The 12,902-nt window shown below is 72.7% G+C and carries 13 protein-coding genes; 11 read left to right on the top strand and 2 right to left on the bottom strand.

What is annotated here, in order from left to right; genetic code table 11:
- The first annotated feature begins 77 nt into the window (after positions 1-77).
- The 3 genes from K5S26_RS01320 to K5S26_RS01330 are packed head-to-tail and all read left to right on the top strand — an operon-like array spanning position 78 to position 3,014.
- Positions 78-725, top strand: coding sequence for a response regulator transcription factor (locus tag K5S26_RS01320; protein WP_221855262.1), 648 nt, complete (start codon positions 78-80; stop codon positions 723-725).
- Positions 726-729: 4 nt separating this feature from the next.
- On the top strand, positions 730-1,974 hold the full coding sequence (locus K5S26_RS01325; protein ID WP_246603409.1) for a sensor histidine kinase: 1,245 nt from the start codon (positions 730-732) through the stop codon (positions 1,972-1,974).
- On the top strand, positions 1,971-3,014 hold the full coding sequence (locus tag K5S26_RS01330) for a hypothetical protein (RefSeq protein WP_221855264.1): 1,044 nt from the start codon (positions 1,971-1,973) through the stop codon (positions 3,012-3,014). Before K5S26_RS01325 ends, K5S26_RS01330 begins: the two co-directional genes overlap by 4 nt.
- Before the next feature lie 301 nt (positions 3,015-3,315).
- Here K5S26_RS01330 and K5S26_RS01335 read toward each other — a convergent pair whose 3' ends face one another.
- A complete protein-coding gene (locus tag K5S26_RS01335) occupies positions 3,316-3,561 on the bottom strand; it encodes an acyl-CoA carboxylase subunit epsilon (protein ID WP_221855266.1) in 246 nt (81 codons plus the stop codon).
- Positions 3,558-5,159, bottom strand: a complete 1,602-nt coding sequence (locus tag K5S26_RS01340; protein WP_221855268.1) for an acyl-CoA carboxylase subunit beta — start codon at positions 5,157-5,159, stop codon at positions 3,558-3,560. Before K5S26_RS01340 ends, K5S26_RS01335 begins: the two co-directional genes overlap by 4 nt.
- Before the next feature lie 149 nt (positions 5,160-5,308).
- On the opposite strand from K5S26_RS01340, the gene K5S26_RS01345 reads away from it, so the two are divergent.
- The 8 genes from K5S26_RS01345 (at position 5,309) to K5S26_RS01380 (ending at position 12,888) form a co-directional block, all read left to right on the top strand.
- The gene (locus K5S26_RS01345) at positions 5,309-6,049 is read left to right on the top strand and encodes a biotin--[acetyl-CoA-carboxylase] ligase (RefSeq protein ID WP_221855270.1); all 741 of its coding nucleotides are present in this window, start codon (positions 5,309-5,311) and stop codon (positions 6,047-6,049) included.
- 116 nt (positions 6,050-6,165) lie between these two features.
- Positions 6,166-6,705 carry a PH domain-containing protein gene (locus K5S26_RS01350; RefSeq protein ID WP_221855272.1) on the top strand — a complete coding sequence of 180 codons (540 nt, stop codon included), beginning with the start codon at positions 6,166-6,168 and terminating at the stop codon, positions 6,703-6,705.
- A gap of 93 nt (positions 6,706-6,798) precedes the next feature.
- Positions 6,799-7,917, top strand: coding sequence for a 5-(carboxyamino)imidazole ribonucleotide synthase (locus K5S26_RS01355; RefSeq protein WP_221855274.1), 1,119 nt, complete (start codon positions 6,799-6,801; stop codon positions 7,915-7,917).
- Positions 7,918-8,047: 130 nt separating this feature from the next.
- Positions 8,048-8,515, top strand: coding sequence for a 5-(carboxyamino)imidazole ribonucleotide mutase (gene purE, locus K5S26_RS01360; protein WP_221855984.1), 468 nt, complete (start codon positions 8,048-8,050; stop codon positions 8,513-8,515).
- Positions 8,516-8,660: 145 nt separating this feature from the next.
- Positions 8,661-10,034 carry an LCP family protein gene (locus tag K5S26_RS01365; RefSeq protein ID WP_221855986.1) on the top strand — a complete coding sequence of 458 codons (1,374 nt, stop codon included), beginning with the start codon at positions 8,661-8,663 and terminating at the stop codon, positions 10,032-10,034.
- A gap of 49 nt (positions 10,035-10,083) precedes the next feature.
- The gene (locus tag K5S26_RS01370) at positions 10,084-11,163 is read left to right on the top strand and encodes a glycosyltransferase (protein WP_221855276.1); all 1,080 of its coding nucleotides are present in this window, start codon (positions 10,084-10,086) and stop codon (positions 11,161-11,163) included.
- Positions 11,164-11,221: 58 nt separating this feature from the next.
- Positions 11,222-12,118, top strand: coding sequence for an ABC transporter permease (locus tag K5S26_RS01375; protein ID WP_221855278.1), 897 nt, complete (start codon positions 11,222-11,224; stop codon positions 12,116-12,118).
- Between the two features lie 8 nt (positions 12,119-12,126).
- Positions 12,127-12,888, top strand: a complete 762-nt coding sequence (locus tag K5S26_RS01380) for an ABC transporter ATP-binding protein (RefSeq protein WP_221855280.1) — start codon at positions 12,127-12,129, stop codon at positions 12,886-12,888.
- The last annotated feature ends 14 nt before the right edge of the window (positions 12,889-12,902 follow it).

The following is a 12,902-nucleotide window of genomic DNA, read 5'->3' on the forward strand; positions in this document are numbered from 1 at the left end:
CTCCGCGGTCGCGAGCCGGGTCACGTCGGGCGCGGGTCGCCACGGGGACGACCGGGCCGCCGGATAGGATCGTCCGCATGACGCGCGCGGCCCTCATCGACGACCACGAGTCCGTTCGACTGGGGCTCGTCGCGGCGCTCGAGAGGGACGGCGTGGAGGTCGTGTTCGCCGGCGCGGGCGTCGCCGGGTACCGCGAGTGGCGCGCCGAGTTCGGGGCGCCTCCGGCCGACGTCGTGCTGCTCGACCTGACGCTCGGGGACGGCACGACCGTCACCGAGAACGTCACGGCGCTGGCCGGCGAGTCCGCCGTCATCATCCACTCGGTCGCGGATCGGCCCGCAGCGGTCCGCGAGGCGCTCGCCGCGGGCGCCGTCGGGGTCGTCAGCAAGTCGTCCCCGCTGGACGACGTGCTCGGCGCCGTCCGCACGGCTGCGCGTGGAGAGCCGCTGAACAACGTCGAGTGGGCCAGCGCGGTCGAGAGCGACCGCGCCTTCGCCGACGCCCAGCTGTCGACCCGCGAACGGGAGGTGCTGCGGCTGTATGCGGCGGGCCTGCCGCTGAAGGTCGTCGCCGACCGGCTGGGCGTCGCCTACTCCACCGCGAAGGAGAACATCACCCGGGTGCGCGTGAAGTACACCGAGGTGGGGCGTCCCGCCCCGACCAAGGTGGATCTGCTGCGTCGCGCCATGGAGGACGGGATCGTCGACACCGCGCCGGAGGGCTGATCGGGTGCCCGCCCAGGACGCGATCGACGAGGCCTGGGGGCGGCTTCCGCCCGCCGGCCGGACCGTCGAGACCGCCGGTCGCTACACGTCCGCCCGCATGGAGCGGATCATCCAGATCGTCATCGCGGTCGGCGCCCTCGTGGTCGGCGGGCAGGCGTTCGTCGCGTCGTGGGAGGTCTACCACGCGGGAGTGGCCCACGGTGTCCTGCACGCGGTGATGTTCGTCGCCGTCGTCGCGATGGCGCTGCTCTGCGTGGTCGGACGGGGCGTGAGGGTCGCCGCGGCGACGCTGGCGATCGTCTATCCCGTGGCGCTCCTGGCGTGGCCGGCGGTCATGGGAGCGGTGCCTCCGGATCCCCAGACGCAGCCTTGGATCTTCTACCTCGTCAACTTCGCGACCCTCGCCGCGATGCTCGCCTTCCCTCTGGCGTGGCAGTACGTCTGGGCGGTGTCCATGTCGGTGCTGTACGCCGCGGTGCGGCTGGCGTGGGGCGGGTTCGAGGCGCCGTACTGGGTCGGCATCGGGTACGACGTGTCGTTCGCCCTGATCCAGGGCGGCGTCTTCGTGACCGTGGGATGGGTGCTGCGCAGCCTCGCGGGCGGCGTCGACGAGGCGCGGTCGCAGGCGGTGGCCGCGTACGCGCGCGCCACCTCGGCGGACGCCGGCGAGCAGGAGCGGGTGGCGGTCGCCGCGCTCATGCACGACAGCGTGCTCGCCGCCCTGATCGCCGCCGAGCGGGCGCAGTCGCCGCGTCAGCGCCAGCTCGCGGTCTCCATGGCGCGCGAGGCGCTGACCCGCCTCGCGAACGCGGAGTCGGACGACCGCGAGGGCAGCGACGAGCCGGTGTCGCGGGCCTGGATCGCCGGCGCGGTGGAGCGCTCGGCCGCCGAGCTCGGCGTGCCTGTCGTGGTGAGCCGCGCCGACGGCGGGGACGACGACGCCGAGGTCGTCCCCGGTCGCGTCGCCCGTGCCGTCGTCCTGGCGGCCACGCAGGCGGTCGCCAACGCGGTGCAGCATGCCGACGCGGCGGGACTGGCCGTGTCCGTGTCGCGCGAGGGCGAGGGCGTCCGCGTCGAGGTGTCCGACACCGGACCGGGCGTCGACGTCGCGGCGATCCCGGCCGATCGCCTGGGCATCCGTGCGTCGATCTTCGCCCGCATGGCCGCCGCCGGCGGAGAGGCGCGCATCGCGTCCGGCGCTCGCGGCACCCGGGTCGCGCTGACCTGGACGGGGGAGAACCCCGTATGAGAAGCGTCCGTCGCGTGTTCGAGGGGATCGCGCTGGCCTTCACCGCCTACTTCGCGGTGCGGGCGCTCGTGCGCCCCGACGGCGGCGGCACCGCCCCGGCTGCGATCGTCGGGCTCGTGCTGTACGTCGCGATCACTCTGGTGGCGCTGTACGCGGAGTCGCGGGAGCGCTCCGGCGACGACGGCGGGGCGTCCCGCGAGCGCGCCGGGTCGGTGCTGCCGGCGTGGGCCGTCGCGGTGGTCCTGGCCGGCGTCGCCGCCATCCCTGTGCTGGTGATCGCGTCGACGCCGGAGGGCGAGCGCGCGACCTCGCACGGCACGTCCTACATCGGCGCGCTCGGAGCGGTGCTGACGATCGTGTGCGCCCGCCACCGCCCGATCTCCGCGTGGATCGGCATCGCCGTCGTCGGTCTCGAGGCCTCATGGGCGATGGGGCCGCTGCACGCGCTGTCCCTCGGTCTCATCGGGTCCGCCGTGTGGGTGGCGGTCGCCCAGCTGCTCATGATCTTCACGGACCGCGCCTACCGCGACACCGCGCGTCTCGCGGCCCTGCAGCAGGCCACCTCCGCCTGGCAGGCGAGCCAGGCGGTGCGCCGCCTCGAGCGGCGACGTCGCGTGCAGTACGCGCTCGCCGTCGCCGGGCCGACGCTCTCTCGCGTGATCGCCACCGCGGGCGAGCTCACCGACCAGGAGCGCACGACCGCCCGCCTCGCCGAGGGTCGGCTGCGCGACGAGCTGCGCGGCGCGCGTCTGATGGACGACGACGTGCGGGAGGCGATCGCCGCGGCGCGCCTGCGCGGCGCGACCGTGACCGTGTTCGACGAGGGCGGGCTCGACGATCTGCCGGTCGCGGACGTCGAGCAGGTGCGCCACGAGCTCGCGGAGACCCTGCGGGACACCGACGCCGCGCGGATCATCATCCGCTCCGCGCCCGACCCTGACGTCGCGCTGACGATCGTGGGCCGCTCGGGAGGCGGCGAGGGGCTCTCGGACGAGGACGACGTGCAGCTGTGGCGCGAGGTGCCCCGACCGCGGCACTGAACCGGGCGGCGTGCGGGTGAGACGAGCCCTGCGGGAAGGGTCGACGCGCGGAGAAAAGCCGACGCACGGAGAAGACACGCACGGAGAAAAGAAGGGTGGGGGTGGCGATGCCACCCCCACCGGGTGCGGAACGGTTACCCGAAAACCGTCCGCGATGGGCCGATGATTCGTCCGCCTACCCTGGGGCTGACGATCGGCCAACGCTCAAGCGTTTCCAGGTCCAGTATCGGCGGCGGGCCGGATCGGTGTCTGTAGGTACTTTGGGGGACATCTGGATTGGCCCCGATGAGGGCGCCGCCCGTCAGCCGCTGAAGCGTCCCCACGGGATGTCCCGGCGCAGCGGCCGGCGCAGCCGGCGGCGCGTCAGCTGCCAGGCCGAGGGCCGTGCCTCGTCCGCCACGGCCTCCTCGGTCTCGCGCGTGTACTCCTCGCCGACGACGGCGAGCAGGGCCGCGAGCTCCTCCTCGCTCGGGGTGCCGCGCACCACCTCGACGCGGGGAGCGGGGGCGGAGTCGTCGGCTGCCGCCGGGTCGTGGCCGGCGGTCACAGCGGGATGTTCCCGTGCTTCTTGGGCGGCAGCTCGGCACGCTTGCCGCGCAGCGCGCGGAGGGCCTTCGCGACAGCCACGCGCGTGGCCGACGGCTCGATGATGCCGTCCAGCTCGCCGCGCTCGGCGGCGAGGAACGGCGAGGCCACGTTGTAGGTGTACTCGTTGGCGAGGCGCGTGCGCACGGCGGCGACGTCCTCTCCCGCCGCTTCGGCGCGCTTCAGCTCGCCGCGGTAGAGGATGTTGACGGCACCCTGACCGCCCATCACCGCGATCTCGGCGGTGGGCCAGGCGAGGTTCACGTCGGCGCCGAGCTGCTTGGAGCCCATCACGATGTACGCGCCGCCGTACGCCTTGCGCAGGATCACGGTGACGAGCGGCACGGTCGCCTCCGCGTAGGCGTAGAGCAGCTTGGCCCCGCGACGGATGACGCCGGTCCATTCCTGGTCGGTGCCCGGCAGGTAGCCGGGGACGTCGACGAGCGTGAGGATCGGCACCGAGAACGCGTCGCAGAAGCGCACGAACCGCGACGCCTTCTCGCCGGCCTCGATGTTCAGCGTGCCCGCCATCTGCGAGGGCTGGTTGGCGATGATGCCGACCGTGCGTCCCTCGACCCGGCCGAAGCCGATGACGATGTTCGGGGCGAACAGCGGCTGCACCTCGAGGAAGTCGCCGCCGTCGACCAGGTGCGAGATCACCTCGTGGATGTCGTAGGGCTGGTTCGGCGAGTCCGGCACGATCGTGTTGAGCGTGCGATCCGGATCCGTGGTCTCCCACTCGAACCCGGACTCGTAGGTCGGCAGCTCCGCCATGTTGTTGTCGGGCAGGAAGCCGAGCAGCGTGCGCGCGTAGTCGAGCGCGTCGTCCTCGTCCTCGGCGAGGTAGTGGGCGACGCCCGAGCGGGTGTTGTGCGTGTGCGCGCCGCCGAGCTCCTCCATGCCGACGTCCTCGCCCGTGACGGTCTTGATGACGTCGGGGCCGGTGACGAACATCTGGCTCGTCTTGTCGACCATGATCACGAAGTCGGTGAGGGCGGGGGAGTACACGGCGCCGCCCGCGGCGGGGCCCATGATGATCGAGATCTGCGGGATGACGCCCGAGGCCGCGGTGTTCAGGCGGAAGATCTCGCCGTACTTGCCGAGGGCGACGACGCCCTCCTGGATGCGGGCGCCGCCCGAGTCGAGGATGCCGATGACGGGCATCCCGCCGCGCAGGGCGAACTCCATGATCTTGATGATCTTGTCGCCGGCGACCTCGCCGAGCGAGCCGCCGAAGGTGGTGAAGTCCTGCGCGTACACCGCGACCGTGCGGCCGTGGATCGTGCCGACGCCCGTGATCACGGAGTCGCCGTAGGGACGCGAGCGGTCCATGCCGAACGCGGTCGTGCGGTGGCGCACGTACTCGTCGAACTCGACGAAGCTGCCGGGGTCGACCAGCAGCTCGATGCGCTCGCGCGCCGTGAGCTTGCCCTTCGCGTGCTGCTTCTTGCGGGCCTTCTCCTCGGCCTCGACCACGGCCTCGCCGTAGCGTGCGCGCAGGTCGGCGATCTTTCCCGCGGTCGTCGAGAGGTCGGGCGTGGAGATGTCCGGTTCGGTCACGCGTTCCACCCTATCCACGCGTCGCCGTCCGTCCTTGGCGGCCGCGCACAACGACCGTGCGGAACCTGTGTCGTGTCCCGCCAGGCGCGAGGCGCCGATCGGGCGGACGGCGGGGCGGGGCGACGCGGCCGCGTGCGTAGGGTTGCGGCATGGAGTTCGAGCGGGCGCGGGGCGTGGCGGGATCGTGGCGGCAGGTCGAGTCGACCGGGTCGACCAACGCCGATCTCGTCGCGGCGGCGACCGCCGATCCGGGCCTGGCGCACCTCAGCGTGCTGCTCACCCGCGACCAGCGGGCCGGGCGCGGGCGTCTCGACCGCGTGTGGCGCGCGCCGGCGGGCGGCGCGCTGGCGGTCTCCGTCCTGGTGCGGGTCGGCGACGTCCCGCCCGCGGCGCGGGGCTGGATCCCGCTCGTCGCCGGCGCGGCCATGACGGACGCCGTCGCCGCGCAGCTCCCCGGGGGACGGACGGGGCTGAAGTGGCCGAACGACGTGCTCGTCGGCGGGCGGAAGATCTGCGGGATCCTCGCGGAGGCGGTCGTCGGGAGCGACGCCGTCGTGATCGGCTCCGGCGTCAACACGGCCATGCGCGAGGAGGACCTCCCGGTGCCGACCGCGACCTCCTTCGCGGCGCTGGGCGCCGCCTGCGACGAGGACGCGCTCGTGACCCGTTACCTGGGCGAGCTCGACCGTCTGCTGCGCGCGCTCGCGACCGACCCCGACGTCGCGCGTGAGGCGGTGCGCGGTCGGTGCCTCACGCTCGGGCGCGAGGTGACCGTGTCGCTGCCCGACGGGTCTGCCCTGCGTGGCGTCGCATCGGCGATCGACGACGACGGGCGCCTGGTGGTGGACGGACGGACGGTGTCAGCCGGAGACGTGGTGCACGTCCGCTGACGACACCCGAAGACGACGCCGCCCGGGCGTCCCCGACGGGGGCGTGCCGACGTCGTGCGTGGACGGGTCGCGGCGCGCCCCGCGGCGCTGTCGGCGCCGATCGGCACAATGGGAGCATGAGCCTGCCGACCCCCGCCGCGCGTCCCGCGACGCCGCCGCCCGGCGCCCCGGCGCCCGAGCTCGCGATCGCGACGCTGCGCGGCCACGCAGGGCGATTGGTGTGGTCCGTGCTGCTCCTCGTCGCCGTCGCCGCGGCGGCGGGCTTCTTCTACGGCAACCTGCCGCGGCCCTTCGAGGACTGGATGCTGCTCTCGGCGGCGGCGCTGCTGATCCTGCTCGGCGTCGTGGTGCCGTACGTCGTGTGGCTGTCGCGCACCTACACGATCACGACGCGCCGGGTCATCGGGCGCCGCGGGCTGCTCGCCCGGTCGCGCACCGAGCTGTCGCACGGCCGCGGCTACACCGTGGGAACCCGGCGCAGCGTCCTGCAGCGCATGCGCGGAACCGGCACCCTGACGTTGTCCGACGGCCTCGGCGGCGAGCTGGTGATGAAGGACGTGCCGAGCGCCGTCCTCGTGGGAGAGGTGCTGGCCGATCAGGTCGAGATGAACCAGATCCTCGCGCACCGGGACTCCCAGGGCGTGTTCGGGGCCTGACCGCCCCTGCGTGCTCTCGCGTGACGCGCGGGCGGCCGGGTGCGCCAAGATAGAGGCGGACGCCAGGACAGAGGCGGGTGAGGCGGAGGTTCCATGGGTATGCGTGTCGGCGTGATCGGCGGAGGACAGCTCGCGCGGATGATGATCGCCCCGGCGGTCGAGCTCGGCGTCGAGCTGCGGGTGCTCGCGGAGGGCGAGGGCATGTCGGCCTCGCTGGCCGCCACCCGCGTCGGCGACTACCGCGACGCCGAGACGGTGCTCTCGTTCGCGCGGGACGTGGACGTCATCACGTTCGACCACGAGCATGTGCCGCAGCCGGTGCTGCGCGCCCTGGTCGACGCGGGCGTGGCCGTCCACCCGGGGCCGGACGCGCTGCAGTACGCGCAGGACAAGCTCGTCATGCGCCGCCGGCTCGCCGAGCTCGGCGCCCCGCAGCCCGATTGGATCGCCGCGGAGTCCCCGGACGACATCCGCGCGTTCCTCGACGATCACGGCGGGCGCGCCGTGGTGAAGACGCCGCGCGGCGGGTACGACGGCAAGGGCGTGCGGGTCGTGTCCGCTCCCGACCAGGCCGACGACTGGTTCGAGAGCGTGGACGGGCCGCTGCTCGTCGAGCAGCTCGTCGACTTCCACCGCGAGCTCGCCCAGCAGGTCGCGCGGCGGCCCTCGGGAGAGGTCGTCGCCTACCCGGTGGCCGAGACGGTGCAGCGCGACGGCGTGTGCGCCGAGGTCATCGCGCCCGCGCCGCGCGCGAGCGAGCGGCTGCTGGAGGTCGCGGCCCGCCTCGGCGTCACGATCGCCGAGGGACTGGGGGTCACGGGCATGCTCGCCGTTGAGCTGTTCGAGACGGCGGACGAGCGGATCCTCGTCAACGAGCTCGCCATGCGTCCGCACAACAGCGGGCACTGGACGCAGGACGGCGCGGTCACGAGCCAGTTCGAGCAGCACCTGCGCGCGGTGCTCGACCTGCCGCTCGGCGCCGTCGACCCGCTGGCCGACTGGTCGGTGATGGTGAACATCCTCGGCGGCCCGACGGACGCGGGCCTGACCGATCGCTTCTCGGCGGCGATGGCCGCGCACCCCGTGGCCAAGATCCACACCTACGGCAAGGAGCCCCGGCCGGGGCGCAAGGTCGGTCACGTCAACACCGTGGGCGACGATCTCGACGACGCCGTCTACGAGGCGCGGGCCGCCGCGGGCTTCTTCGCCTAGTACGCGACGGGACATCTCCCACGATTTCCCGGGTCGCATACGGGAAACCACAGGGTCGCGTCCTAGCCTGTAACGCGTGCTGAACTCGACCGATGCCTCAGCCCAGGGCGCCCCGCTGATCGGCGTGGTCATGGGATCCGACTCCGACTGGCGGGTGATGGTCGACGCCTCGGCCGCTCTGACGGAGCTCGGGATTCTTCACGAGGTCGAGGTCGTCTCGGCCCACCGCACGCCCGACAAGCTGATGCGCTACGCACGGGAGGCACGCGGGCGCGGCCTGCGCGCCGTCATCGCCGGCGCGGGCGGCGCCGCGCACCTGCCCGGCATGCTGGCGTCGATGACGCCGCTGCCGGTGATCGGCGTGCCGGTGCAGCTGAAGACCCTCGACGGCCTCGACTCGCTGCTGTCGATCGTGCAGATGCCCGCCGGCATCCCCGTGGCCACCGTGTCGATCAACGGAGCCCGGAACGCGGGGCTGCTGGCGGCGCGCATCCTGGGCGCGGCCGACCCCGGGATCGCCGACCGCATCGAGGAGTACGCGCGCGAGCTGGAGCGCCAGGTCGAGGAGAAGAACGCACGCCTGAAGGACTCGCTCTGAGCATGGCGGCCGAGCTCAGGGGCGACCTGTGACCGTCGCCGGCCTCCGTCCGGGGGCGACCAGCCTCGGCGCGGCGGGCGCGCGCGGCGGGCACCTCGTCGACCAGCGGCCGATCCGCCACCCCGACACCTCCTCGGCCGCGGTGATGACCCGCCGCGGCTGGTGGCTCGTCGTCCTGGGGTGGCTGGTCCCGGGATCGGCGCAGGCCCTCGCCGGCAACCGGCGACTGGGCCGTCTCGGCCTGCGGGCCACGCTGACGGCCTGGGGGATCGTGGTCCTGCTCGTGCTGTGGGCGATGCTCGCCCGCGACTCGCTCGCCTGGGCCGCGACGTCGTGGGCGATCGGTCCGGTCAACGTCAGCGGCGTGCTGCTCACGATCGCCCAGGTCGCGATCGCCGCGTACGGGGTGCTCTGGATCGTCCTCGGGATCGACACCCTGCGCCTCGTGCGCCTCGTGAAGACGGCGACGCCCGCGCGATACGGCATCGCGGCCCTCGCCGTGCTGCTCATGGTCGTCTCCGGCGGCACGGCCGCCTACGGCGCCGGAACGATCGGCTCCGCGCGCGACGCGCTGGGGTCGATCTTCGGCCAGGGCGGGCCGTCGGTGCCGCCGAGCGACGGCTACTACAACATCCTCCTGCTCGGCGCTGACAGCGGCGACGGACGCGACTCCATGAGGTTCGACAGCATCTCGGTCGTGTCCATCAACGCGGAGACCGGAGCCACGACCATCACCGGCATCCCGCGGGAGCTGCCCGGCGCCCCCTTCAGCGAGGGCAGCCCGATGCTGGAGCTCTACCCGAACGGGTTCGAGGGTCACGGCGACCTGGCGTGCGGCTGGAACGGATGGATGAACCACGTGCGCGCCGCGGCCGAGGTCTGCCGGGAGGACGGCGGCGCCTCGCTGTACCCGGACGCCGCGTCCCACGGCTCGGCCCCCGGCATCGAGGCGACCAAGGACGCCGCCGAGGGAGTGCTCGGGATCGAGATCCCCTACTACGTCTTCATCGACATGCACGGCTTCGCCAGCCTGATCGACGCCCTCGGCGGCGTCGAGATCGAGGTGGCGGAGCGTCTGCCGATGGGCGGCGGACCTGCCTACGAGGGTCAGCCGGTGGACGACTGGGCGACCGGATGGATCGAGCCGGGCCTGCAGCGCATGGACGGCGACACCGCCCAGTGGTACGCGCGCTCCCGCTACACGACCAGCGACTGGGACCGCATGCAGCGGCAGAGGCAGCTGCAGGAGGCCATCCTCGCCCAGTTCACCCCGCAGGTCGTGCTGACCCGTTTCCAGAGCGTGGCGGATGCCGGCGTCGACCTGATCGACACCGACCTGCCGCAGTCGATGGTGTCGTACTTCCTCGATCTCGGGCTCAAGGCCAAGGAGCAGCCGGTCACCACGATCGAGCTCGTGCCGCCGCTGGTGGACGACCTGAACCCGGACTACGCGGCCATCCGCGAGCTGATCGCCGAGGCGCTGCATCCGCCGGAGCCGTCGCCCGCTCCCACGGAGTGACGATGGACGTCCGTGAGCGCTCCCGGGCGCGCTGGATACGCGTCGCGACATGACGGTCAGACTCCGGGTCGTGCTCGACCAGCTCGTCTCCGCCACCCATCCCGACCTCGCGATGGCGTCGCGCTCGCTGGCGACGGCGCTCGCCGAGGCGCCGCCCGACGGCTGCTCCGTCGAGGCGATCGCCCCGGCCGGCACGCTGCCGCCGCTTCCCGGCGTCGCGGAGGGACGGCGGCTGCCGCTGGGCCGCCGTGAGACCGCGGCGGCCTGGCAGCTGGGCGTCGTCACCGGCGTCGGCGGCGGGATGATCCACTCGCCCACGCTGCTGGCGCCGCTCGTGCGTCACGACCGCGCGGGCCACGACCAGACGGTGGTCACGCTGTGGGACCTGCGCGCGTGGGAGGCGCCGGACGAGCTGCCGCGCGCCGTGGCCGCGGGGGAGCGCGCGCTGCTGCGCCGCGCGGCCCGTCATGCCGACGCCGTGGTGGTGCCGACGCACGCCATGGCCGACCGCCTCGCGCAGCACGCGCGTCTCGGGGAGCGGGTGCGGGTGATCGCGGGGGCGCCGCCCGCCGGCTTCGTCGTCCCGACGGACGCCGACGCGCGCCGCCGCGACCTCGACCTGCCGCCGGCGTTCGTGCTGCTCGCGGGCGGCACGGCCGCCTCGGACGGCCTGGCGGCCGGGCTGCGCGCGGTCGCGCCCACGGGCCTCGACGTGGTCGTGATCGACGTGCCGGAGGACGAGGCGGAGCGGGTCGCCGCTCTCGCCGCCGCGTCGGGCGTGGCTGCGCAGCGGGTGCACGCGCGCTCCGGGCTCGACCACGGCGACCGGGCGGCGGTGCTCGAGCGGGCGGCGGCGTTCGTCGCGCCGTCTTCGCGCGGCGCCTGGCCGTGGCGCGTGGTCGAGGCGATGGCCTCGGGAGCGCCCGTCGTCGCCCTCGACTCGGACGTGCACCGCGAGGTCGTGCTCGACGGCGGCCTGGTCGTGCCCGAGGAGGGCCTGGAGGACGCGGTCGCGGAGGCGATCGGCGGGGCCGCCGAGCGGCTGCGGGTGCTCGCCCTCGACCGTGCCCGCGCCTTCTCCTGGGCGGGGGCCGCGGCGCGGGTCTGGCAGGTCCACGCAGACCTGTGACGCGGATGGGAGGCACAGCCGATGTGCGGATATAGGATCGGACCCGGCCCGCGGGCCGATGGACGGACAGGATGCGGGGCGCAGACGAGTGACAACGGTTGATCTGTCGGACTTCGATGTCCCGGGGCGTGGCCGCGGGATCGTCGACGTCTTCCAGTGGCGCTATCTTCTCCGCCTGCTGATCCGCAAGGGGACGGCGACGCGGTACCGGAACTCCGCCCTCGGCTGGACCTGGTCGTACGTGAAGCCGCTCATCCAGTTCCTCGTGTACTGGCTCATCATGGGCTTCATCTTCGGGATGGACCGCGGCCTCGAGAACTACCCCGTGTACCTCTTCTCCGGCTTCATCGCGGTGAACTTCTTCAACGAGGCGTTCGGCAACGCCACCACGGCGATCGTCGACAACCGCGCGCTCGTGAAGAAGATCTACCTGCCGCGCGAGCTGTTCCCGATCGCCGCCGTCTGGGTCGCGTTCGTCCACTTCCTCCCGCAGGTCGCGATCCTGCTGGTGGTGTGCCTCCTCAGCGGCTGGCTCCCGTCGTTCGCCGCGCTCGGCGCCGCCCTCCTGGGCATGCTGATCCTGGGCGCGGCATCGCTGGGTCTCGGGCTGTTCTTCGCCGGGCTCAACGTGCGTTTCCGAGACGCGCAGAACTTCGTCGAGATCCTGCGCATGCTGGCCACATGGGCGTCGCCGGTGCTCTACACCTGGACCCTCGTGCAGGACAGGCTGCCCGAGTGGTTCCTCTACGTCTACATGGTGAACCCGATCACGATCGCGGTGGAGTACTTCCACTACGCGTTCTGGCAGCCCACGGTGCCGGGGGAGAGCTTCCACGGATTCCCGCCGCACTTCGAGTACTACACGGGCGGTGCGATCGTCGTGTGCATCGCGTTCCTCGTCGCCGGTCAGCTCGTCTTCCGCCGCTTCGAGCGCACCTTCGCCCAGGACCTGTGAGGCACGCCATGTCGGACACGCTCGTCGCCACGACCGCCACGCCGCCGTCGATCATCGTCGACCACGTGACGAAGGAGTTCGTCAAGCGCAACACCCACTCCTTCAAGGAGGCGTTCGTCGGCTGGACCCAGCGGAGGAAGGTGCGTAGCGACCTCTTCCTCGCGCTCGACGACGTCAGCTTCCAGGTCGGCGAGGGCGAGTCGGTGGCGGTGCTCGGCTTCAACGGATCGGGCAAGTCCACCACGCTCAAGCTCGTCTCCGGCGTCCTCGAGCCCGACCACGGACGCGTGTTCACGCGCGGTCGCGTCGCCGGCCTGATCGAGGTCGGCGCCGGGTTCCACCCCGAGCTGTCGGGACGAGAGAACGTCTACCTCAACGCGGCCATCCTCGGCATGCAGGAGAAGCAGATCGAGGAGCGCTTCGACGACATCGTCGCGTTCAGCGAGATCGGCGACTTCATCGACCAGGAGGTCAAGCACTACTCGTCGGGCATGTTCATGCGTCTGGCCTTCTCCGTCGCGATCCACGTCGACCTCGACGTGCTGCTCGTGGACGAGGTGCTGTCGGTCGGCGACGCCCCGTTCCGCGAGAAGTGCTACGAGAAGATCGAGGAGCTCACGGAGCGCGGCGTGACCATGCTCGTCGTCAGCCACGACATGGGCACCATCCAGCGCCTGTGCCAGCGCGGCATCGTGATCCACAAGGGCAAGAAGATCTACGACGGCCCCATCAAGGAGGCCGTCCAGGTGATCCGCACCACGCCCCACTGATCGCCGGGCGGCGC

Origin of the sequence: Microbacterium marinilacus (genome assembly GCF_019753765.1) — a bacterium.
In the GTDB taxonomy this organism is placed as follows: Bacteria; Actinomycetota; Actinomycetes; order Actinomycetales; family Microbacteriaceae; genus Microbacterium; species Microbacterium marinilacus.

Excerpts from the sequence above, each read along its gene's own strand:
- K5S26_RS01320 (WP_221855262.1), top strand. The coding sequence starts at position 78 with ATGACGCGCGCGGCCCTCATCGACGACCACGAGTCCGTTCGACTGGGG.
- K5S26_RS01330 (WP_221855264.1), top strand. The coding sequence starts at position 1,971 with ATGAGAAGCGTCCGTCGCGTGTTCGAGGGGATCGCGCTGGCCTTCACC.
- K5S26_RS01345 (WP_221855270.1), top strand. The coding sequence starts at position 5,309 with ATGGAGTTCGAGCGGGCGCGGGGCGTGGCGGGATCGTGGCGGCAGGTC.
- K5S26_RS01350 (WP_221855272.1), top strand. The coding sequence starts at position 6,166 with ATGAGCCTGCCGACCCCCGCCGCGCGTCCCGCGACGCCGCCGCCCGGC.
- K5S26_RS01355 (WP_221855274.1), top strand. The coding sequence starts at position 6,799 with ATGGGTATGCGTGTCGGCGTGATCGGCGGAGGACAGCTCGCGCGGATG.
- purE (WP_221855984.1), top strand. The coding sequence starts at position 8,048 with ATGGGATCCGACTCCGACTGGCGGGTGATGGTCGACGCCTCGGCCGCT.
- K5S26_RS01365 (WP_221855986.1), top strand. The coding sequence starts at position 8,661 with ATGACCCGCCGCGGCTGGTGGCTCGTCGTCCTGGGGTGGCTGGTCCCG.
- K5S26_RS01370 (WP_221855276.1), top strand. The coding sequence starts at position 10,084 with ATGACGGTCAGACTCCGGGTCGTGCTCGACCAGCTCGTCTCCGCCACC.
- K5S26_RS01375 (WP_221855278.1), top strand. The coding sequence starts at position 11,222 with ATGGACGGACAGGATGCGGGGCGCAGACGAGTGACAACGGTTGATCTG.
- K5S26_RS01380 (WP_221855280.1), top strand. The coding sequence starts at position 12,127 with ATGTCGGACACGCTCGTCGCCACGACCGCCACGCCGCCGTCGATCATC.